Annotated in this window: 18 protein-coding genes; 10 read left to right on the forward strand and 8 right to left on the reverse strand. The window is 74.9% G+C overall.

Annotated features, from left to right (window positions below):
• Positions 1-33 precede the first annotated feature (33 nt).
• Together ACGFS9_RS02055 and ACGFS9_RS02060 are read right to left on the reverse strand one after the other, a co-directional pair.
• Positions 34-315 (reverse strand): hypothetical protein, encoded by a 282-nt coding sequence (locus tag ACGFS9_RS02055; protein WP_393249815.1) that lies wholly within the window; start codon positions 313-315, stop codon positions 34-36.
• Positions 312-728: a hypothetical protein gene (locus ACGFS9_RS02060; protein WP_393249817.1), complete on the reverse strand. Its 417-nt coding sequence runs from the start codon at positions 726-728 to the stop codon at positions 312-314. The genes ACGFS9_RS02055 and ACGFS9_RS02060 overlap by 4 nt, the downstream gene beginning before the upstream one ends.
• Before the next feature lie 1,129 nt (positions 729-1,857).
• On the opposite strand from ACGFS9_RS02060, the gene ACGFS9_RS02065 reads away from it, so the two are divergent.
• From ACGFS9_RS02065 to ACGFS9_RS02075, 3 genes are all read left to right on the forward strand, one after another.
• Positions 1,858-2,673: a transglycosylase SLT domain-containing protein gene (locus ACGFS9_RS02065; RefSeq protein ID WP_393249819.1), complete on the forward strand. Its 816-nt coding sequence runs from the start codon at positions 1,858-1,860 to the stop codon at positions 2,671-2,673.
• Between the two features lie 13 nt (positions 2,674-2,686).
• Positions 2,687-3,988, forward strand: coding sequence for a hypothetical protein (locus tag ACGFS9_RS02070; RefSeq protein ID WP_393249821.1), 1,302 nt, complete (start codon positions 2,687-2,689; stop codon positions 3,986-3,988).
• Between the two features lie 191 nt (positions 3,989-4,179).
• A complete protein-coding gene (locus tag ACGFS9_RS02075; protein ID WP_393249823.1) occupies positions 4,180-4,866 on the forward strand; it encodes a sigma-70 family RNA polymerase sigma factor in 687 nt (228 codons plus the stop codon).
• 30 nt (positions 4,867-4,896) lie between these two features.
• Here ACGFS9_RS02075 and ACGFS9_RS02080 read toward each other — a convergent pair whose 3' ends face one another.
• Complete coding sequence (locus tag ACGFS9_RS02080; protein WP_393249825.1) at positions 4,897-7,857, reverse strand: BTAD domain-containing putative transcriptional regulator; 2,961 nt, start codon at positions 7,855-7,857, stop codon at positions 4,897-4,899.
• Positions 7,858-8,032: 175 nt separating this feature from the next.
• Between ACGFS9_RS02080 and ACGFS9_RS02085 the strand changes: the two genes are divergently transcribed.
• Both ACGFS9_RS02085 and ACGFS9_RS02090 read left to right on the forward strand, forming a co-directional pair.
• On the forward strand, positions 8,033-8,686 hold the full coding sequence (locus tag ACGFS9_RS02085) for a rhomboid-like protein (RefSeq protein WP_393249827.1): 654 nt from the start codon (positions 8,033-8,035) through the stop codon (positions 8,684-8,686).
• 10 nt (positions 8,687-8,696) lie between these two features.
• Positions 8,697-10,103, forward strand: coding sequence for an NAD(P)/FAD-dependent oxidoreductase (locus tag ACGFS9_RS02090; RefSeq protein WP_393249829.1), 1,407 nt, complete (start codon positions 8,697-8,699; stop codon positions 10,101-10,103).
• Positions 10,104-10,116: 13 nt separating this feature from the next.
• Here the strand turns inward: ACGFS9_RS02090 and ACGFS9_RS02095 are convergent, their stop codons facing one another.
• Positions 10,117-11,616 carry a DHA2 family efflux MFS transporter permease subunit gene (locus tag ACGFS9_RS02095; RefSeq protein ID WP_393249831.1) on the reverse strand — a complete coding sequence of 500 codons (1,500 nt, stop codon included), beginning with the start codon at positions 11,614-11,616 and terminating at the stop codon, positions 10,117-10,119.
• Positions 11,617-11,994: 378 nt separating this feature from the next.
• Between ACGFS9_RS02095 and ACGFS9_RS02100 the strand changes: the two genes are divergently transcribed.
• On the forward strand, positions 11,995-12,705 hold the full coding sequence (locus ACGFS9_RS02100) for a pentapeptide repeat-containing protein (protein WP_393249832.1): 711 nt from the start codon (positions 11,995-11,997) through the stop codon (positions 12,703-12,705).
• Between the two features lie 169 nt (positions 12,706-12,874).
• Here ACGFS9_RS02100 and ACGFS9_RS02105 read toward each other — a convergent pair whose 3' ends face one another.
• Positions 12,875-13,372 (reverse strand): hypothetical protein, encoded by a 498-nt coding sequence (locus ACGFS9_RS02105; protein ID WP_393249834.1) that lies wholly within the window; start codon positions 13,370-13,372, stop codon positions 12,875-12,877.
• A 50-nt stretch (positions 13,373-13,422) separates the two neighbouring features.
• On the opposite strand from ACGFS9_RS02105, the gene ACGFS9_RS02110 reads away from it, so the two are divergent.
• Entirely contained in the window at positions 13,423-14,832 is a 1,410-nt protein-coding gene (locus ACGFS9_RS02110) for a M1 family metallopeptidase (RefSeq protein ID WP_393249836.1), read from the forward strand.
• Between the two features lie 72 nt (positions 14,833-14,904).
• Here ACGFS9_RS02110 and ACGFS9_RS02115 read toward each other — a convergent pair whose 3' ends face one another.
• Complete coding sequence (locus ACGFS9_RS02115) at positions 14,905-15,480, reverse strand: TerD family protein (protein WP_393249838.1); 576 nt, start codon at positions 15,478-15,480, stop codon at positions 14,905-14,907.
• Positions 15,481-15,670: 190 nt separating this feature from the next.
• Here ACGFS9_RS02115 and arfB point away from each other — a divergent pair, with 190 nt between their 5' ends.
• Positions 15,671-16,099, forward strand: coding sequence for an alternative ribosome rescue aminoacyl-tRNA hydrolase ArfB (gene arfB / locus ACGFS9_RS02120; protein WP_393249840.1), 429 nt, complete (start codon positions 15,671-15,673; stop codon positions 16,097-16,099).
• Positions 16,100-16,137: 38 nt separating this feature from the next.
• Here the strand turns inward: arfB and ACGFS9_RS02125 are convergent, their stop codons facing one another.
• A complete protein-coding gene (locus tag ACGFS9_RS02125; RefSeq protein WP_393250497.1) occupies positions 16,138-16,620 on the reverse strand; it encodes a flavin reductase family protein in 483 nt (160 codons plus the stop codon).
• 602 nt (positions 16,621-17,222) lie between these two features.
• Between ACGFS9_RS02125 and cdgB the strand changes: the two genes are divergently transcribed.
• Positions 17,223-18,917 (forward strand): diguanylate cyclase CdgB, encoded by a 1,695-nt coding sequence (cdgB, locus tag ACGFS9_RS02130; RefSeq protein ID WP_393249842.1) that lies wholly within the window; start codon positions 17,223-17,225, stop codon positions 18,915-18,917.
• 116 nt (positions 18,918-19,033) lie between these two features.
• Entirely contained in the window at positions 19,034-20,008 is a 975-nt protein-coding gene (locus ACGFS9_RS02135) for a carbohydrate-binding protein (protein ID WP_393249844.1), read from the forward strand.
• A 237-nt stretch (positions 20,009-20,245) separates the two neighbouring features.
• On the opposite strand, the gene ACGFS9_RS02140 is transcribed toward ACGFS9_RS02135, so the two are convergent.
• Positions 20,246-21,175, reverse strand: a complete 930-nt coding sequence (locus ACGFS9_RS02140) for a 1-phosphofructokinase family hexose kinase (RefSeq protein WP_393249846.1) — start codon at positions 21,173-21,175, stop codon at positions 20,246-20,248.
• Positions 21,176-21,274: the final 99 nt, after the last annotated feature.

Genomic DNA, 21,274 nt, shown 5'->3' on the forward strand with positions numbered 1-21,274 from the left:
GGATGACGGGTGGTGCGGGACAGGGGGTCGGGGTCAGGGACCGAGGAGCTGGAGGCTGCCGAGGGCCGCGACGAGCGGCCCCGCGCACGTGGCGATCAGGCAGCTGAGGGTGACGAAGAAGACGCCGCGGAAGTGCTCCCCGCCCTCGCCGGGGTCGCCGCGGCGCAGTTGGAGCGCCATCTGGATGCCGACGATGATCAGTCCGCCGACCCCGCACGCCGAGGCGCACCAGGCGAGCAGACCGAGGATGGTGTCGGCACCCACCGGCGGGGTGTAGGCGGCCAGGAACCGTGCGTCGAGGAGGCGTTCGGTCATGACGCGGCTCCCTCGCCGTGCGGTTCGGTGCCCACCAGCCGGGAGAGAGCGGCCAGTTGACGGGGGATGGAGGTCGACCGGCCGCCGGTGCGCCAGGCCGGTATCCACGGCACGCGCTGCACGCGCGCCACCGAGCGCAGGACGCGGATGCGGCGCAGCAGGCTGAGCGGCAGCCGCCCGGGGGCGTCCGCGACGAGGACCACGCCGAGCAGGTCGAGCCCCTGCGGAGCGTTGCCCTCCTTCAGCGCGCCGAGCGCCTGGGAGACGGATTGCAGCCCGCGTGCGCTGGTCCTGCCGACCAGCACGACCCGGCGGGGTTCGCCGCGTGCCGGGTCGGGCCAGCGCGCGCCCACGTCGACGCCGCCGAACGTCTCGACCAGCGAGGTCGCGCCCGCCCCGCCGTGCGCCTGCACCCAGCCGACCGCGTCCCGCGAGGCGCCGCGGGCCGGCCGGGACCGCCGCGGCCGGCCCCAGGCGGGCTCGGCGTCCGCGGCCGGTGCCGGGCGCCGGCCGCCGGCCGCCCGCGGCGAGGCCGCGGCCTGGGGGCGGGTGGCGCCGCCGGCCGTCCGGGGAGCGGGCGCGGCTGTCGCCGCCGGGGCGGGCGACGGGCCCGCCGGACGCCGGGCCGCGGGTCGCGCCGCGGCCGGGGCGGGTGCGGCGGGGGCCTGCTGGTACGCGGACGGTGCCGGGGCCTGGGGAGCGGGCTCGGACGGCGCGGGTGCCTGCTGGTACGCCGCCGGTGCCTGGGTCTGGGGTGCCTGCTGGTAGGCGGGCGGTGCCGGGGCCTGGGGTGCCGCGGGCGGGGCCGTGTGTGCCGGGGCCGCCGGGGCGGGAGCCCCGTGCGTCGGGGCCGCGGGGGCCGGAGAGGTCTGTGCCGGCGCCGCGGGGGCGGGGGCCGTCCGGGCCGGGGCCTGCGGTGCCGCGGGCGGGGCTGTGTGCGCCGGGGGCGCGGGGGCGGCCTGCTGCGACGGTGCCGCCGGCTGGGCCGCCGGGTACGGGGCGGGGGCCGCCGGTGCGGGTGCGGGCGCGGCCGGGGCGGGCACCGCGGGGGCGGGAGCCGCGGCCACCGGAGCCTGCCGGACCTCCGGCGGCGGGGCGGCAACCGTGCCCGGTGCCGGTGCCGTCTGCTGTGCGGTTCCGGAAACGTCATGGGGCGCGGCAGGTATCGGCTGGGCCGCCGGGGGTATCCGCTCGGCCGGGGCGGCCGGAACTCCCGCCGGCGTCGTCGGGGCGGCCGCGGGTCCGGCCGCCTGTGCCGCGCCCTCGACGGCGTCAGCGGCGGGCCGTGCTTCCGGGGAAGCCTGCGGCGGGTTCTTCGGGCCCCGTACCCATGATCCCGGGCCCGACGGCTTGGCCGAAGGAGTGCCCATGCGTGCTCCGCCCCCCTCTTCGCTCGTGAATCCGCTGGTCTGACTCATCTGGTTTTCCACTGGTTTTGAACTTCTGTGCGCCGGGCGCCGTTTGGATCTGTCGGGCCCGTCGGACAGCACAACGGGCCATGTGGCCGCAGCGGTTCAAGATGTGGGGAAGAAGGCGGGCGCCATGAGTGGAGAAGGCGGAGAAGGCGGTGCCTCGACCGCCGTCCGGAACGGCATCATCGCGGGCACCGGCTGCGGTTGCCTGCTGTCGCCGCTGGCCCTGGCCGGGACGCTCGTCGTCGTGGTGATCCTCGGCGGCTTCGGTGTCCTGCTGGCGCCGCTCATCGCGCTCTACCTGCTGTTCCACGGCGGTGGCGGGGACCCGCCCAGCCAGGAGACCGCCGACCAGACGCTCGGCATCTTCCAGGGGGACGGCAAGGGGCAGCTGGACACCTCGACGGTGCCCGAGGACCTGGTGGACCCGATCCAGAACGCCGGTGAACTGTGCGGCGCGATCGGCCCGATCGTCATCGCGTCGCAGATCGAGAAGGAGTCCGGCTTCAACACCTCCCTCGTCGGCCCGGACGGGGAGGAGGGCATCTCCCAGCTGCCGCCGGAGATCTTCAAGCAGTACGGCAAGGACGACGACGACAACGACAAGACCTCCGCCCTGGACGCGGAGGACTCGATCATGGCGCAGGGCCGCTACATGTGCGAGCTGGCCAAGCAGGGCCAGCAGTTGATCGACGACGGGGTGATCGAGGAGACCGGCGAGGACGGTACGAGCAACACCGCGCTGGACCTCGCGCTCGCCGCGTACGACGTCGGGATGGACGCGGTCAAGGCGGCGAAGGGCGTGCCGCAGACGAACGAGGCCCAGGGCTACGTGCTCGCGATCCGGGCCCAGTTCGCGAAGTACCAGGGCATCGGCGCCCCGCCCTCGGGCGCCACCCCCGGCGTCACCCCCGACCCCGACGCCACCACCACCGGCCCCGCCTGATCAGGAGGACAGCATGGCCCGTTTCGACGTGTACATCTCGGGCGAGGGGACCGCAGGGATCGACGGACACCCGCTCGTGCCCGCGCCGGGCCAGTCCGTGCACGAGGCCGTGCTCGACCGGCTGGAGGAGCACGCGCGTGAGCGCGGCGGCCCCGTCGAGGCGACGGTGTACGACGGCTCGGACGCGTCCCGCTTCGTCCTGCGGGTCCTGCCGGACGGCTCCAGCCACGTCCTCGACCCCGAGCCGGAACCGACCGCCGCGCCGGAGCGGGTACCGGCACCCGAAGCCGGGGTGCCGACACCGGCGCCGGCACCGGCGGCTGCCCCCATCCCTGCCACGGCCCCCATCCCTGCCCCGGCCCCCGCCCCTGCCCCGGTCCCCGCCCCGGCGTCCGACGCGGCCGGTTCGCCGGTTCCCGGGCCCCACCCGGCCCCTGCTCCGGACCCCGCCGCGGCCGGTTCGCCGGTTCCCGGGCTCGTCCCGGACCCCGCTCCGGCACCCGTGTATCCGGCCGCAGCGGTCCCCGCCGCGTTCGCCGCTCCGGCGACCGAACCGGTCGCCGCCCCTGCCCTGGACGGACACCCCGTCCCGGCCCCTGTTCCGGACGGGCACCCCGTCCCGGTCGCGGCGCCGGTTCACGCGCCCGTGCCGGGAGAGGCGTCCGGCCACGCGCCCGAGGCTGCGCCCGCCGGGTTCGTGGTGCCGGCGCCCGAGGCCGCCGTCGTCCCCGCGACCGTCGTCGTCCCGCCGTCCGCCGCGGCCACCGCCTCCGCCGTCGCGACCGCCGTCGCGCGGGCCCGGGCCACCGCCGCCGCACGGGCGGAGCTGCCCGACCCGGTCGCGGTCACGGCGCCCGCGGTCCGCGCCGACTTCCCCGATCCGCTCACCGAGCGCATCGGACGGATCAACCAACTGGCCGCGGCGGGACTGCTCGACGAGGCGTACGACGACGCCACCGAGCTGCGCGAGAGCCTCACCGCGTCGATGGGCGCCGAGCACCCGCACGCCGTGGAGGCACGGGCCGTCGAGGCCTACCTCGCCCATCTGCGCGGCGATCACCGGGAGGCGATCGTGCTGGCCCTGGCCGTGGCCCGCATCCGGTGCCGGGCCCGCGACGGGCGGGCCCCCGCCGAGGTGGCGCGGGCCGCTGCCGCCTGGCAGCAGCTCGATGACGACCGGGCCGTGGTCGCGCACGGCCGCGAACTGCTGCACATGTGGACGACGTTGGAGCGCAACGGGCTGCTGCCGCCGGGCTACGCGGCGCTCGTCGGCCAGGTCCGCCGGCAGGTGGAGGCGCTGTCGGCGTACGTGTGAAACCGGCGTCGCGGAACGCAAACCTCATGCGTACCTCTGGTCACACCCGTCCCGACCAGCCCGTCCATCGATCCGTACAACCGACGTCAAACGAACGTGGAACAGCCCTCGCGACACTCCGTTCCCAGGAGGCCCCGGCCCCCCTCGTACCCCCCACGGGGCCGGCCATTCCCAGGGAACAGGAGCCCACCATGAACGTGACGGTCATCGGATCGGCGAGCGCGGTCTCCGCCGAGGAACGCGCGCTGCGCGACCTCTATCTGGAGCACGGCCCCGCGCTGTACACGTACGTGCTGCGCATGCTCGGCGGGGACACGCACCGCACCGAGGACGTCATCCAGGAGACGCTGCTGCGCTGCTGGAACAAGCGGAATCTGGTGGACGACGAGGGGATGGCCGTCCGCCCCTGGATGTTCCGGGTGGCCCGCAACCTCGTCATCGACGGACACCGGACGCGGATGGCGCGTCCGCTGGAGATCGGCGGCGCGACCTGGCTGAGCGAACTGGGCGCCGAGGTGGACGACATCGAGCAGATGCTGTCGTCCATCGTGGTCCAGGAGGCGCTGGAGAAGCTGACCCCCGCCCACCGCGACGTCATCCGCGCGACGTTCTTCGCGGACCGCACCACGCAGGAGGCCGCGGACGTGCTCGGCATCCCGCAGGGCACGGTGAAGTCCCGGGTGTACTACGCCCTGCGCAGTCTGCGGCTGGCGCTGCGCGACCACGGGGTGGTGGCGGAGGAGTCCGGCCGCCCGCGCCGGGCGGAGAAGGCCGTCGGGGCGGGGTCCCGCCCCGCGCAGGACGGCCCGGCGCCGGCGGCCGGCCCGCGGGAGGAGCCGCGCCCGGACTCCGTCCCCGCCGAGCGTGCCGCGGCCTGACGCCGCCGTGTCCGTCCCGGCGCGGCCGGATCACCGCGGGCCGGGCTCCTTCGGGCCGGGTCCGTCCGCCGCGGGCTCCTCCAGCGCGCGCAGCGTCTCCCGCAGGTCCGGCGCCTCCGGGTGGCCGGTCTCCTCCAGGAGCGCCAGGGCCCGGCGGAACGCGGCCACCGCCGTCTCCCGGTCGCCCGCGGCGAGGTGCGCGTCCCCCGCGTGGCGCAGGGTGTCGGCCTCCAGGTAGTGGTCGCCGATGTCGCGGTAGAGCGCCACCGCCCGTTCGAAGCGCACGACCGCCGCCTCGTACCGGCCGAGCTGGTGGTGGGCGTAGCCGACGCTGTCCTGCGCCGCCGCCTCCCCGACCGGGTCGCCGGCCTCCTGGTGCAGCGCGACCGCCTTCTCGCAGGTCTCCAGCGCGGTGTCCGGCTCACCGAGCAGGATGTACGTCCAGCCGACCTCGTTCAGCACGATGGCCTCGCCGCTCGTGCCGCTCGTGCCGCCCGCGCCGCGGTACAGCTCGCGGGCGTGCGCGTAGTGGTCGAGCGCGGCGGCGAACCGCCCCTCCCCGTTGGCCTGGTAGGCCAGGCAGCGCCGGGTGCGTGCCTCGCCGAACGCGTCGCCCTGCGCGCGGAACAGCTCCAGCGCGTGCCCGAGGTCCCGGTGGGCCTCGGCGGAGTGCGCGAAGCGCGTGTGGAAGAAGCCCAGTCCGCGCAGCGCGTGCGCCTCGCCGGTCCGGTCGCCGACGGCGCGCGCGGCGCGCAGCGCGACGGTGTTGATCTCCATCAGGTCGTGCCAGAAGCCGAGCCGGTCGAAGTAGAGGTCGAGGCCGACCGCGGTGCGCCAGGCGTGGTCCTCGTGGCCGTGCGCCGCGGCCTGTTCGACGACGGCGCGCAGGACGTGCCGCTCGGCGCGCAGCCAGTTCATGGCCTGTCTGCGGCCGGTGAACCGCAGGGGTTCGCCGCCCGTGGTGCACGGCGGCAGCGGGAGGGTCTCCCGCAGCGGGCTGATGGTCGCGGACGCGTGATGGGTGGTGTGCAGGTAGTGGTCGTGCAGGCGCAGCCGGGCCGCGGAGCGCTGCCGCGGGCCGTCCTCGGCGGCGGCCAGTTCCCCGGCGTAGGCGCGCAGCAGGTCGTGGAAGGCGTAGCGGCCGGGGGCGTGTTCGCCGAGCAGGCTGGCCCCGGTGAGTTCGCTCAGGCGCGCCCGGACGGTGCGGGCGGGCTCGGCGGCCAGGGCCGCCGCCGCGGCGGCGGAGATGTCGGGCCCCGGGTGCAGGGACAGCAGGCGGAACAGCGCTGCCGCCCGGGGCGGCAGCGCCTGGTACGACCAGGAGAAGACGGCGCGGACGTCCGTGCGGGCGTCGCCCCCGGTGAAGGCGTCCAGGCTGCCGTGGTTCTCGCGGAGTTCGGCCGCGATGTCGGCGAGCCGGAAGGCGGGGTGGTGGGCGGCCCGCGCGGCCACGATGGCCAGCGCCAGCGGCAGCCGGGCGCAGAGGGCGACGATCGCGTCGGTGGCGGCCGGTTCGGCCTCGACGCGGGCGCGGCCGAGCCGCCGGGCGAGCATCGCGCGGGCCTCGTCGCCGGTCAGCGGGCCGAGGGTGAGCGGGTGCGCGCCGTGCTGGGCGACCAGGCCGGTCAGCCGTCCGCGGCTGGTCACGATGACCGCGCAGCCCGGCGTGCCGGGCAGCAGCGGCCGTATCTGCTCGGTGTCGCGGGCGTTGTCGAGCACCACGAGCACACGGCGGCGGGCGAGGACGCTGCGGTAGAGGGCGGCCTGCGCGTCGAGCCCCTCGGGGACGGCCTGCGGGGCCACGCCGAGCGCCACGAGGAACGTCTCCAGCGCCTCCGAGGGGTGCATGACGGAGCCGCCCTGGGTGTATCCGCGCAGGTTGACGTAGAGGCTGCCGTCGGGGAAGCGGTGGGCGACCCGGTGGGCCCAGTGCACGGCCAGGGTGGTCTTGCCCGCGCCGGCCATGCCGTTGACGAGGGCGACGACGGCCCGGTCGGGGTGGCCGACGGCGGGCAGCAGGTCCTCCACGAGCCCCAGTTCGCTCTCCCGCCCGGTGAACAGGGCCAGGTCCGCCGGGAGCTGGGAGGGGCGCAGCGCGGCGGCGGCGCCCCGGCCGTCGGGCCGGTCGGAGTCCGGCGCGGCCGGGGCGGAGGGAGCGTCCGGCGCCGCCCCGGGGGCGGCACCGGGTGCGGGTGCGGGCGGTGGGGGCAGGTCGGTGGTGCCCGACAGCAGGCGTGCGTGCGCGGCCCGCAGGGAGGGGCCGGGTTCGACGCCCAGTTCCACCACCAGGGCGCGGCGGGCGCGGGCGTAGACGTCGAGGGCCTCGGCCTGCCGGCCGGACCGCGCCAGGGCGACCAGCAGCAGCTCGCAGACCGTCTCGCGCAGCGGCTGCGTCTCGCGCAGGGCCCTGAGTTCCGGCAGCGCCGCCTCGTGGCGGCCGAGTTCGAGTTCCACGCGGAGCCGGTACTCCTGGGCGCCGAGCCGCCGTTCGGCCAGCCGGGCGCGTTCGGCGCGGGCGAAGGGGCCCGGCACACCGCCCAGTGCCGGTCCCTGCCACGCGGCGAGCGCGGTGTCGAGGAGCCGGGCCGCGCCGCGGTTGTCGCCGGCCGCCCGGCGCTGCTCGGCCCGCGCCAGACCCTCCTCGAACGTGCCGAGGTCCGTGCTGATCCCCGTGGCGCACAGCGCGTATCCGTCGCCGGCGGAGACCACGAGGCGGGGCGGTACCCCCGGTGCCCGGCCGGGTTCGAGCAGGCGGCGCAGCCGGGACACGTAGGTGCGCAGCATCGGGACGGCACCGGCGGGCGGGGTGTGGCCCCAGACGGCGTCGGCGAGTTCGGCGAGGCCGGCGGCGCGTCCGCGGCGCAGCAGGAGCACCGCGAGCACCGCACGCTGCTGCGGCGAGCCGAGCGCCAGCTCCGTTCCGCCCCGCCGGGCCCGCAGCGGGCCCAGTAAGGAGAACCGCAGGACGTCCGCACCATCGGTCACTGTCACGCCACCGGACAGTAGCGAGCCGCCGGGTCGAACACGCGGCCGGACGAGCGATTCACGTGTTCGAGTCGCGCATCTCACGCTCCGCCGGGGGCCCGCCGCCCGGAGCGGAGGGCTCCGCAATGGCCGGGGGCGGCCGGGTGCATAAGGGACACTGCTCGCATGAGTGAGGCCGGCCATGCGGGGTGAGCGCACCGTCCACAGGGTGTGGACATTTGTGCGCCGCGCCCCGGGCACGTACATCTGGCTGGCGGTCCTGTTCGTCACCACCGTCGCGATGCACCACATGCCGCCGGATTTCGAAGCGGAGTTCCTGCGGCAGCGCTCGACGAACCTGCACGAGCTGTCGAGCAACCCGCTGCGCGTGCTCTTCGCGAGCGCGATGTGGATCGACGGCGGGCGCTGGCTGCCCTACGCCGTCCTGTACACCCTCTTCCAGGCACCGGCCGAGCGGTGGCTCGGCACGGCCCGCTGGCTCGCCGTGAACGCCGCCGCGCACGTGCTGTCCACACTGATCAGCGAGGGTGCGCTGCTCTGGGCGATCCGGCACGGCATGGCCCCGGAGTCCGCCGCCGACACCCTCGACATCGGCGTGAGCTACGCCCTCGCCGGGGTGGTCGGCGTGCTCGCCTACCGGATCGCCACGCCCTGGCGGTACCCGTACCTGGTGGTCGTCCTGGCCGTCTACGGCGTCCCGTTCGCCACCGGCCGGACCTTCACCGATCTCGGGCATTTCACCGCCGTGCTCGTCGGGCTGGCCTGTTTTCCGCTGGTCAGAGGGCGGGGAAAAGCATGGAATCCGAAGGAGACAGTGAGCGCGTTCAGGGATTAACGTCCCGCTCATGAGCAGCTCGGCAGCGAGCGCCGCGAACGGCGGCGTCTCCTTCTGGTTCGCGGACGACGGCCTCCCCGCCCCCCGGGAACCCCTCCCCGGTGACACCACCGCCGACGTCGTCGTGGTCGGCGGCGGGTACACCGGGCTGTGGACCGCGTACTACCTGAAGCAGGCCGATCCCTCGCTGCGCGTGACGGTCCTGGAGCAGGCGTTCTGCGGCTACGGCGCCTCCGGGCGCAACGGCGGCTGGCTCTACAACGGGATCGCCGGCCGCGACCGGTACGCGCGGCTGCACGGCAAGGAGGCCGCGGTACGCCTCCAGCGGGCCATGAACGACACGGTCGGCGAGGTCGTCCGGGTGGCCGCCCAGGAGGGCATCGAGGCCGACATCCACCAAGGCGGTGTCCTCGAAGTCGCCTGCACGCCCGCCCAGTACGCCCGCCTGAGGGCCTTCCACGCGCACGAGCTGTCCTACGGCGAGCGCGACCGCGACCTGTACGGCGCCGAGGAGACCGCCGAGCGCGTCCGCGTCGCCGGCGCGCTGGGCTCGACCTGGACCCCGCACGGCGCCCGGCTGCACCCCGTCAAACTGGTCAAGGGCCTCGCCGCGGCGGCCGAGGCGCTCGGGGTCACCGTGCACGAGCGGACGCCGGTGACCGAGATCCTCCCCGGGCGGGCGGTCACCCCGCACGGCACCGTCCGCGCACCCTACGTCCTGCGCTGCACGGAGGGCTTCACCGCGAACCTCAGGGGCCTGCGGCGCACCTGGCTGCCGATGAACTCCTCCATGATCGCGACGGAGCCGCTGACCGCCGCGCAGTGGGCGGCCGTCGGCTGGGACGGCCGGGAGACCCTGGGCGACATGGCGCACGCGTACATGTACGCCCAGCGCACCGCCGACGGCCGCATCGCCCTCGGCGGACGCGGCGCCCCCTACCGGTTCGGCTCGCGCACCGACAACGACGGGCGCACCGGGCAGTCCACCGTCGACGCCCTGCACGAGATCCTCGTGCGCCTCTTCCCCGCGCTGAGCGGCGTGCGCGTGGACCACGCCTGGTCCGGTGTCCTCGGCGTACCGCGCGACTGGTGCGCCACGGTCACCCTGGACCACGCGACCGGGCTCGGCTGGGCCGGCGGCTACGTCGGCTCCGGTGTCGCCACCGCCAACCTGGCCGCCCGCACGCTGCGCGACCTCGTACGGCGGGACGCGGGGGAGGCGGGGGACACCGGGCTGACCGGCCTGCCCTGGGTCGGCCACACCGTCCGCCGGTGGGAACCGGAGCCGTTCCGCTGGATCGGCGTGCACGGCCTGTACGCCACCTACCGGGCCGCCGACCGGCGCGAACGGGCCGGCCGGAGCACGCGCTCGTCCCGGCTCGCCCGGATCGCCGACCGGGTGGCCGGGCGGCACTGAACCGGCCGCCCGGTCAGGCCACCGACTCCGGGACCGGCGTGTCGGAGGGGGCGTGCCGCGGCGGCCCGGCGGTCACCATGAGACCGGCGATCAGGCCGGCCAGCAGCATGATGCCGACGGCCCACCAGATGGCCACCGTGTAGCCGTGCACGACCCCCTCGCGGACGACCGCCGCCCGCCGCGCGGGGTCGCGGAGGTGGGCGGCGACGTAGGCCGTCGTGCTCGTGGTGGCGATCGTGTTCAGCAGGGCCGTGCCGATGGAGCCGCCCACCTGCTGCGAGGTGTTGACCGTCGCCGAGGTCACGCCCGAGTCGTGCGGGGCGACCCCCGCGGTGGCCGTCGCGAAGACCGGCATGAAGGTCAGGCCCATGCCCAGACCGAGCAGGAGCAGGCCCGGCAGCAACTCGCCCGCGTAGTCGGATTCGACGGTGAGCTGCGTGAAGAACAGCATGCCGGCCGCCGCGAGGATCATGCCCGGCACCATCAGCATCCGCGGCGCCAGGTGCGGCAGCAGCCGCGCGGAGATCTGCGTCGAGCCGATGATGATCGCGACCGTCAGCGGCAGGAACGCCAGTCCCGTCTTCACCGGCGAGTACCCGAGGACGACCTGGAGGTAGTAGGTCATGAACAGGAAGACGCCGAACATGCCGACGACCGCGAGCCCCATCGTCAGGAAGCAGCCGGCGCGGTTGCGGTCCTTGATGATGTGCAGCGGCAGCAGGGGGCTCGGCGCCCTGTTCTGCCACCAGACGAACGCCGCCAGCAGCGCCACGCCGCCCGCCAGCAGCGCCAGCACCAGCGGGTCCGACCAGCCGCGCGGCTCCGCCTCGCTGAATCCGTAGACGATCGCCACCAGACCGCCGCAGCCGAGGATCGCGCCCGGCACGTCGAGCCGGACGTTGGTGTGGCCGGGACGGTCGTGCAGCAGCGCGAACGCGCCGAACACCGCGATCACCGCGATGGGGATGTTGACGTACAGGCACCAGCGCCAGTTGAGGTACTCGGTGAGCAGACCGCCGGCGATGAAGCCGATCGCCGACCCGGACCCGGCCAGCGCCCCGTAGATGCCGAAGGCCTTGCCGCGCTCCTTCGGATCGGTGAACGTCGTGGTCAGCAGGGACAGGGCGGAGGGCGCCAGCAGCGCGGCGAAAGCGCCCTGGAGCCCGCGGGCGCCGAAGAGCATGGCCGACGTGGTGGCCGCGCCGCCGAGCGCCGAGGCGCCGGCGAAGCCGATCAGCCCGATGACGAACGTCCGCTTGCGGCCCACGAGGTCGGCGACGCGCCCGCCGAGCAGCAGCAGGCCGCCGAAGGCCAGGGTGTAGGCCGTGATGACCCACTGCCGGTTGCCGTCCGACATGCCGAGCGCGCGCTGCGCCGAGGGGAGCGCGATGTTCACGATGGTCGCGTCCAGCACCACCATCAACTGGGCGAGCGCGATGACCACCAGACCCCACCAGCGGCGGGGGTCGGAGCCTGCGGGGACCGTGGATTCGGCTGTCCGGGTGCCACTCACCCGCCCAGAAGACCATGGATCGACACCCGTCGCATCCGGACGCGGGGGACGGCCGGGCGGGCCGCGGGGACGTCTCCGTGGGGCCCGGGCACCGGGGTTTGGGGCCTCGCCCTGGTACCCCCGGCCGTCCCCACACGCCGTCCCCGCGCGCACGCCGTCCCGGCACACACGCCGTCCCCCGCGCACACGCCGTCGTGGCGTTCCGCGGGCCTGCCGTGATCCGGCGGGGCCGGTCGCCGGACGCGCCGGGCCCGCCCGCCCGCGGAATCCGTCGCCGGTCCGGGACCGGGACGTGCGGATTCGGTGGTCGTCCCGTTCCCGGACGGGGCTCTCGCGGGGAGCCGCCGGTTGTCGGTGGGTGCGGGCAGGATGGGGCGCATGGTGAGGACAGGTGCGGGCGCGGGTGGTGCCGGGGCGGCGGGTCGGGCGGCGCCCGGCGTGAAGGCGGCGAGGCGGCCGGAGGTGCGGCTGCCCCCGCTGGAGCCGTACACCGGCGGGGAGCTGGAGCCGGACGGCGACTACGACGGCCTGGAGTTCCGGGAGGCGGACCTCGCCGGCCAGGACGGCGGGGGAGCCCGATTCATGGACTGCGCGCTGACGGGCTGCGCGCTGGACGAGACGCGGCTGCGCCACGCCCGCGTGCTGGACTGCGTCCTGACGGGGGCGAGAGGCGTGGGCACCGACCTCTCCGAGGCGATGCTGCGCGACGTCGAACTGGTCGAGGCGCGGCTCGGCGGCACACAGCTGCACGGCTCGGTGCTGGAGCGGGTCGTGGTGCGCGGCGGCAAGATCGACTTCCTGAACCTGCGCTCGGCGCGGCTGAAGGACGTCGTCTTCGAGGGGTGCGTGCTGGTCGAGCCGGACTTCGGCGGGGCGCGCCTGGAGCGGGTGGAGTTCACGGACTGCGTGCTGAAGGGGGCGGACCTCACCGGGGCGACCCTGACGGACGTCGATCTGCGGGGCGCGGCCGGACTGGACATCGCGCGGGGCGCGGACCGCCTCGCCGGCGCGGTCATCGGCACCGCCCAACTCCTGGACCTCGCCCCGGTGCTGGCCGCCGCACTGGGCGTCCGGGTGGAGGGTCCCTAGGGTCCGCCGGGTGCCGGGTGCCGGGTGCCGGGTGCCGGGTGCCGGGTGCCGGGTGCCGGGTGCCGGGTGCCGGGTGCCGGGTGCCGGGTGCCGGGTCGTTGAGGGAGGGGGAGGGGCGGCAGGGCCGCCGGTGCCCGGGGTCGCGGCCTGCCGCCCGCGGGCGGGGTCGTCAGACGCGCGGGAAGCGCGCCTGGAGCGTCCAGATCGCCGGGTTCTCGGCCAGGTCGTCGTGCAGGTCCGTCAGGTCGGCCAGCAGGTCGTGCAGGAAGTCGCGGGCCTCGCGGCGCAGCACGGTGAAGGAGAACGTCAGCGGCTCCTCCTCGCGCGGCATCCAGTCGGCCTCGATGTCCACCCAGCCGAACCGCCGCTCGAAGAGCATCCGGTCGGTGGACTCGGTGAAGTCCAGCTCCGCCTGCTGGGGCCGGGAGGCACGGCTGCCCAGCGGGTCCCGGTCGAGCCGCTCGACGATGTCGCACAGCGCCCACGCGAAGTCGAGCACCGGCACCCAGCCCCAGCCCGTGGACACCTCCCGGTCCGCCCTGGTGTCGGCGAGGTAGACGTCACCGCAGAACAGGTCGTGCCGCAGCGCGTGGACGTCCGCACGGCGGTAGTCGGTCTGCGGAGGGTCGGGGAAGCGGTTGGAGAGGGCGTAGCCGATGTCGAGCACGCAGACGATGGTGTCACGCTCCCGGCCCCACCCCGCCTACGATCGGGAAGGTGCCCCGACGTCGCGCCGTCCCCCCGCTCGGCCTGGTCCTCACGCTCGTCCTCGGGCTGACCGCCTGCGGCGGGGGCGGGGGGCACGGCGGGCCCGGTGCGGCCGGGGTGGGCGACCCCTACTTCCCGAGGTCGGGCAACGGCGGCTACGACGTCACGCACTACGGGCTGACGCTGGCCTGGGAGCCCCGGGGCAACCGGCTCACGGGCACCGCGGAGATCACCGCGCGGGCCGGACAGGACCTCGACGCCTTCCACCTCGACCTGCTCGGGATGGACGTCACCGACGTCACCGTGCAGGGCCGGCGCGCCCGGTGGAGCCGCAGCGGGCAGGAGCTGACCGTGCGTCCGCGCGACGGTCTCCCCGAGGGGCGGACGTTCCGCACGGCCGTCCGCTACGCCGGCAGCCCCCGGACGATCACCGACCCGGACGGCTCCGAGGAAGGCTGGCTGCCCACCGCCGACGGCGCCCTCGGCCTCGGCGAGCCGACCGGGTCGATGGCGTGGTTCCCCGGCGACCACCACCCCGCCGACAAGGCCGCCTACGACGTCCGGATCACCGTTCCCGAGGGTCTCACGGCGGTGTCCAACGGGGAGTTGACGAGCACGACGACGGTGAACGGCCGCACCACCTACGTGTGGCACACCGCCGAACCGATGGCGAGCTACGTCGCCACCCTCGCGATCGGCCGCTACACCGTCACCCGCTCGGCCACGCGCCGGGGCCTGCCCGTCTACACGGCGGTGGACCCCACCGAGGCGAAGGACGCGGGGAAGGTCCTCGCGGGTCTGCCCGGGATCGTCGACTGGGAGGAGGACACCTTCGGGCCCTACCCCTTCTCCTCCACCGGGGCGATCGTGGACCGCCCCGGCGACGCGGGCTACGCCCTGGAGACCCAGAACCGGCCCGTCTTCCCCGGCGCCCCCGACACCGGGACCCTCGTGCACGAACTGGCCCACCAGTGGTTCGGCGACTCGGTCACCCCGAAGTCCTGGCGGGACATGTGGCTCAACGAGGGGTTCGCCACCTACGCCGAGTGGCTGTGGCAGGAGGAGCACGGCGGCGACACCGCCGACGAGATCTTCCGGGCGCTCTACCGGGGCGACTACCGTGAACCGGCCGACAACGCCCAGGTCTGGGCCTTCCCGCCCGCCGACCCGCCGGACGCCGCGCACATCTCCGACCCGCCGGTCTACTACCGGGGCGCGATGGTCCTGCACACGATCCGTGAGCTGGTGGGCGACGCCGCCTTCCGCCGCATCGTGCGGGGCTGGGCCGCCCGGTACCGCCACCGCAACGCCGACACCGCCGACTTCACGGCGTACGTCGAGAAGGCCGCGCCGGACCGGGACTTCGGCCCGGTGTGGGACGACTGGCTGCACGGCGCGGGCCGGCCCCGCCGGCCGTGAACCGGCGCCCGGAGCGGGCACGGGAGGAGCTCCCGGCGGCGTGCCGGGGGCTCCTCCCGTCGTGCGCCTGGGTCAGACGCTGACGCCGAAGTCCTGCGCGATGCCCACGAGGCCCGAGGCGTAGCCCTGGCCGACGGCGCGGAACTTCCACTCCGCGCCGTTGCGGTAGAGCTCGCCGAAGACCATCGCGGTCTCGGTCGCCGCGTCCTCGGAGAGGTCGTAGCGGGCGATCTCCGCGCCGCCCGCCTGGTTCACGATGCGGATGTAGGCGTTGCGGACCTGGCCGAAGTTCTGCGAGCGGTTCTCCGCGTCGTAGATCGAGACCGGGAAGACGATCTTCTCGACGTCCGCGGGCAGGCCCGCGAGGTTGACGTTGATCGCCTCGTCGTCGCCCTCGCCCTCGCCGGTGCGGTTGTCACCGGTGTGGACGATGGTCTGGTCCGGGGTCTGCTTGTTGTTGAAGAAGACGAAGTGGGCGTCCGAGTAGACCTTGCCCTGGGTGTTGACCGCGATGGCCGAGGCGTCGAGGTCGAAGTCGGTGCCCGTGGTCGTCCGGACGTCCCAGCCGAGGCCCACGGTGACGGCGGTCAGGCCCGGAGCCTCCTTGGTGAGCGAGACATTGCCACCCTTGGACAGGCTTACAGCCATTGTTGGGAGTCCCTTCCCTCGTTGCTACGGGCTTCGTACTGGGGACGAAGCTACCGTCACCCGTAGGAACGCCGAGAGGGGTCCCCCAGGTTCCGCCTGTCTTTGCTTTCTTTACCCGGACGGCCGCGACCGCCGGGGCGGCGGTGGAAAAGGGGTGTCGGGAAGCGGCCGGGCACGGGACCATGGACGCATGTCCGGTCCCTATGTCATCCGCGGCTCCGTCTGCCTGCCCGAGGCCGAGCTGCTGTGGCGTTTCTCGCGCTCCGGCGGCCCGGGCGGGCAGCACGTCAACACCAGTGACTCCCAGGTCGAGCTGCGCTTCGACCTCGAGCGCACCGAGTCCCTGCCGGCCGTGTGGAAGGAGCGCGCGCTGGCCCGGCTGGCGGGCCGGCTCGTCGACGGGGTCGTCAGCGTCCGGTCCTCCGAGCACCGCTCCCAGTGGCGCAACCGCGAGACGGCGGCCGTGCGGCTCGCCGCGCTGCTGGCCGAGGCCACCGCCCCGCCGCCCAAGCCGCGCCGCCCCACCCGCGTCCCCCGGGGGATCAACGAGCGGCGGCTGCGCGAGAAGAAGCAGCGCTCGGACACCAAGCGCGGCCGTACCGGGCGGGACTGGGGGTAGGGCCGGCGCCCCGGTGCGCGGGGCCCGCCGGGGTTCGGTCAGCCCAGCTGCCGGTAGCGGCCCCGGAAGTACGTCAGCGGGCCGCCGTCCGCGCTCGGCACCCGGGCGGTCAGGACGCGGCCGATGACGAGCGTGTGGTCGCCCGCGGGCACCCGCTGCTCGGTGCGGCACTCCAGGGTCGCCAGGCAGCCGCCCATCAGCAGGGCGCCGGACGCCTCGCCGCGCTCGTGCGGGACGTCCTCGAACAGCAGCCGGTCGCTGACGCGGCCCTTCATCGCGAAGCGGCCCGCGATGTGGCGCTGGCTCTCCGACAGCACGGACACCCCCCACAGCGGCTGCTCGTCGAGCAGGTCGTCCATCCGGGAGCCCTCGCGCAGGCTGACCATCACGAGCGGCGGGTCCAGGGACACGGACAGGAAGGCCGTCGCGGTCATGCCGACGTCCTCGCCGCGCGGTCCGTCGTCGGACAGCGCGGGCTCGCGCGCGGTCACCAGGACCACACCCGAGGCCAGCCGGGACATGGCGGCGCGGAACTCGTCGTTGCTCACCCCCTCAGCATGCACGGACGGGGTGGGCGGGGAGGCGGAGGAAGTCGTGAGCACGCCCGAAACGCTAGTCTCCGCCCCCGGAGCCGCGCATCGGACCCCGGTCCGAGCCGGGACCTAGGACCGTGGACCGAGGAAGGCGGGGAGAGGCAGAGGAAGGCGGAGGGGAACGGGGGAGGGGGAGACGCGATGGCGGCGCCGAGGCGACCGCCGGGCCTTCGAGGCCGTACGCTCAGCCCTGCTCATCCCGTGGACACAAGCGGGCACACGGTCTGCACGCCAGACAGACAATGCGGTCGATAAACGCCCGCTGAAATGCAGAATCTCCACCCAATTGCTCATCTTCCGCTGTGACTTGAGTCACAGGAGCCATATTTTGTTGACCCTGTGTACCGGGTGGAGAGCGCGCTGTGATTCAGTGGCGGGGACGCCGCATCAGGAAGCTACCAAGCAGTACGCCGCGAGGACTCGCGGCGCGCACCGCCCGGCCGCCGAGGCCGGTGTCAGCAGAGCACCGAAGAGCACCCAGTACGCCGCGAGAACCCTGGAGTTGCTGCGAGGTCTCGAGGGGAGGGCGAATGGAGACCGAGTCGGAGCCCTACGTCCGTCTTGCGACCCTGCGGCAACTGCACCAGGTGATGGCGGACATGAACACCGCCCGCAGCCTGGCCGACACGCTGCAGACCGTCGCCGACGGAGTGGTCACCGGGCTCGGCTACGAGCTGGCCTGCGTCAATCTCGTACGCCCCGACGGCGACCTCGTCGCCGCCGCCCTGGCCGGCAACTCCGCCGCCGAGGCGCTCATCACCGGCCGGGTGGGCTCCCGCGCCTCCTGGGAGCGGCGGCTCACCATGGGCGAGGGCTGGGGCGACCTGCGGTTCATACCGCACACCGAGGGCTGGGTGCTCGACGAGGACGACGTACCGCAGTGGTACACCGACGGTCCCGCGCCCCGCTTCGAGGACGAGTGGCACCCCTCCGACCGCCTCTTCGCGCCCATGTACACGCCGAGCGTCTCGGGCGGCGGGCGCGGCGAGCTGATCGGCGTGCTGTCCGTGGACCGGCCGCGCAACGGCCGCCGGCCCGGCGCCTGGGGCCGCGAGGCGCTCCAGATGTACGCCTTCCAGGCCGCCATCGCGATCAGCAACGCGCGGCTGCGCGCCAACATGCAGCGCGCCCTGGTCCGCCTGGAGCGCGAGCAGCAGGCCCTGCGGGCCAGCGAGGAGTCCTTCCGCCAGGCCTTCGAGTACGCCCCCTCCGGCATGGCGATCGCCGAGCTGGGCGGCGACCAGCACGGCCGCATCCTGCGCACCAACGACGCGCTGTGCCGGCTGCTGGGGCGGCCGGCCTCCGTGATGCGCCGCTACTCCTTCTCCGACCTCGTCCACCCCGAGGACATCGGCACCCTGCTGCGCACCTCGGCCGAGGGCGGCCGGGCCGAGCTGCGGCTCGGGCGCCGCGACGGCACCTACGTCTGGGTCCACCTGCGCAACTCCGTCGTCGCGGACACCGCCGACGGCCCGCGCTTCCTGCTGACCCATGTCGAGGACATAGAGGAGCGCAAGCGGCGGGAGCTCCAGCTCGCGCACCGCGCCTCGCACGACGCGCTGACCGGCCTGCCCAACTCCGCCGAACTGCGCTCCCGGCTCAGCGCCCGGCTCTGCGCCCGCCCGCAGGCCCTGCCGCCGGGCGCGGTCGCCGCGCTGGACGCGGCCTACGGGCACGGGGAGCTCGCGCAGCCGGCGGGCGCCGCCCCCGACGGCCATCCGGCCTTCGACGGCCACGGCTTCGACTTCCCCGCCGTCCCCGAGCCCTTCGACGCCTTCGACCACCACGTGCACACCGTCGCCCCCGAGGGGGAGACGGACGACGGGACCAAGGGTCTCGCGGTGCTCTTCTGCGACCTCGACGGCTTCAAGTCGATCAACGACCGGTTCGGGCACAACGCCGGGGACGAGGTGCTCATCGAGGTCGCCCGCCGGCTCACCCACGGCGTCCGGGACGGCGACACGGTGGCCCGGCTCGGCGGGGACGAGTTCGTGGTGCTCGCCGACGGCCTCGGCCGGGCGGACGCCCAGGACCTCGCCGTCCGGCTGCGGAACGCGATCATCCCGCCCATCCGGGTCGACGGCCGGGCCGTCCGGGTCGGCGCCAGCTTCGGCATCGGCTGGGCGCACTGCGGCATGACGGCGGACGAGGTGTTGAAATCCGCTGACGAGCGGATGTACGTCGAGAAACGATCACGTCCGAAACAACACAGGCGCGCGGGATAACCCCAGGTCAGCGAGTTGGTGCCGGGAAGGCCCCCCGTTTGGCCCAGTGAGAGCGGGTAGGCTCGCCCTTCATCCACCCACCGCATCCGCACCGCACCCGCTGAGGAGACCAAGGGATGACGCCCGGCAACAACGGCGCGAGCACGCCCGAGGACGACGACCCGTTCGGCTACCTGTACGCCGACGGTCAGGCCAACGGAGCCACCCCGCCGTCCGGAGGAGGCGGCGGCTACGGCTACCCCGGTTCGGTGAACCGGGTCCGGGCCGTCGGCGAGCGCCAGTACGGCCAGCAGCAGACCGCTCAGCACCATCAGACGGCGCCCACCGCCGCCTACGGCCAGGTGCCGCAGCAGCAGGGTTACCACCAGCCGAACGCGCACTACGCGGCCCCCGAGACGATGCCGGGCGGACCCGTCACCACGCGGTCGCCCATGCCGGGGCAGGGGGACGGCGGCCGGCGCCCGGGGGGTCCGAACACCAAGGGCCTGCTCATCGGCGCGATCGCGGTGGTCGCCGCGGTCGTGATCGGCATCGGCGTCGCCATGGTCGGCAGCGGCGGGGACGACGACAAGAACGACCAGGCGGCGGACCCGACCCCGGCGGCCTCGCAGAGCAGCTCCCCGAGCCCGTCGGCCTCCGAGGAGCCGGACGGCTCCATGGAGCCGAAGGAGATCGACGCGAAGGCGCTGAACCTCGGCACCGGCGTGAGCACCGCCTCCGACGTCGAGGGCGCCGAGTCCGACGGCGGGGTCTACGTGGCCGGCCTGAACAACCCGGGCGCCTCGGTCACCTGGAAGGTCGACGGCGTCCCCAGCGACGGCGCCTACACTCTGTTCGCGCGCTACAGCGTGCCCGGCGCCGACCAGTCGATGACGCTGACCGTCAACGGCAAGACCTTCGGCTCCAAGCTCAGCATGAAGAACTACGCCAACGCCGCCGACGGCGACTTCGCCAAGGGCTGGACGACGACGTACGCCTACCCGAGCCTCAGCAAGGGCACCAACACGATCACCGTCTCCTGCGGGGACGGCGACAGCTGCAACGTGCTGCTCGACCAGCTCACGCTGAAGAAGGGCCAGGTCAAGGACTAGGGGCTGGAGCGTGCTGCGCACGTTCCGGCCGCCGCCCTCCGGGCGGACGACGGGACGTTCGCAACGCGCCCCCGGCGCCGCTCCCCGGCGGGCGAACGGGCCTGCCGGGACCGGTTTCCGCTGTCCCAACCGCCCGATCCGCCCGCCCCCGCCCGCACGTCCGGGCCCCGGCGCCGTGCGGCCGGGAGGGACGGTGCCGCGGTCGCCCGCCCCGCGGGTGCCGGACGGCCCGCGGCGTCATGCCGCGGCGGCCTCCGCCGTCACCGTGACCTCCGTAAGCAGCCGCTCGTAGCAGGGGAGGTCGACGTCGCCCGCCGTGGGCGCGGCGACCGTCGCCGCCGACAGGGCGACCGCGCGGGCCAGCCGGTCCGGCCAGGGCATCCGCTCGACCAGCCCCGACAGCAGGCCGGCGACCGCCGAGTCGCCCGCGCCGGTCGGATTGCCGCGAGCGGGTGCCGGCGGCGTGGCCCGCCAGTGGCCGTCCGGGGTGTGGGCCAGCAGCCCCCGGGGGCCCAGCGAGGCCACCACCGCGTGCGCGCCGCGCCGGCGGGCGTTGCGGGCGGCCTGCAACGGCTCGTGGGAGCCGGTGAGTTCGGCGAGTTCCTCGGCGTTCGGCTTGACGATGTCGGGGCGGGCGGCGACGCCGCGCCGCAGCGGCTCCCCGCTCGTGTCGAGCAGCACCGGCACGGCCAGCGCGCGGGCGGTGCGCACGAGTTGGGCGTAGGCGCCGACCGGTACCCCGGGCGGCAGGCTGCCGCACAGGGCCACCGCGGAGGCGGACTCCAGCAGCCGCTCGTAGGTCTCCAGGAGGGCCGACCACTCGGCGGGGGCTATCTGCGGCCCCGGTTCGTTGAGTTGGGTCGTGTCGCCGGTCGTGGCGTCGACCACGGCTATCGTGCGGCGGGTCGCTCCGGCGACGGGGACGAGCGCGTCCCGCACCCGGGGCAGGCCGGCGAGCCGCTCGCGCACCGTGTCGCCGGTGGCGCCGCCGGCGAACCCAGTGACGGTCACGTCGTGGCCGAGGGCGGCGAGCACCCGGCCGACGTTCAGGCCCTTGCCGCCCGGGCGTTCGGCCACCTCGCTCACCCGGTGCGAGGCGTGCGGGCGCAGGGACCGTACGCGGTAGGTGATGTCGAGAGCGGTGTTCAGCGTGACCGTGAGGATCACCTGCGACGACCTCCCCCGAGCGTGGTGCGGCACGGGCGCCCCGGATGGGCGCCCGCCGGTGGTTCCGGAGGCACGATCATGCCAAAGACACCGGCGGTC

The sequence above is a fragment of the Streptomyces sp. NPDC048566 genome (assembly GCF_043199735.1).
Classification (GTDB): Bacteria; Actinomycetota; Actinomycetes; order Streptomycetales; family Streptomycetaceae; genus Streptomyces.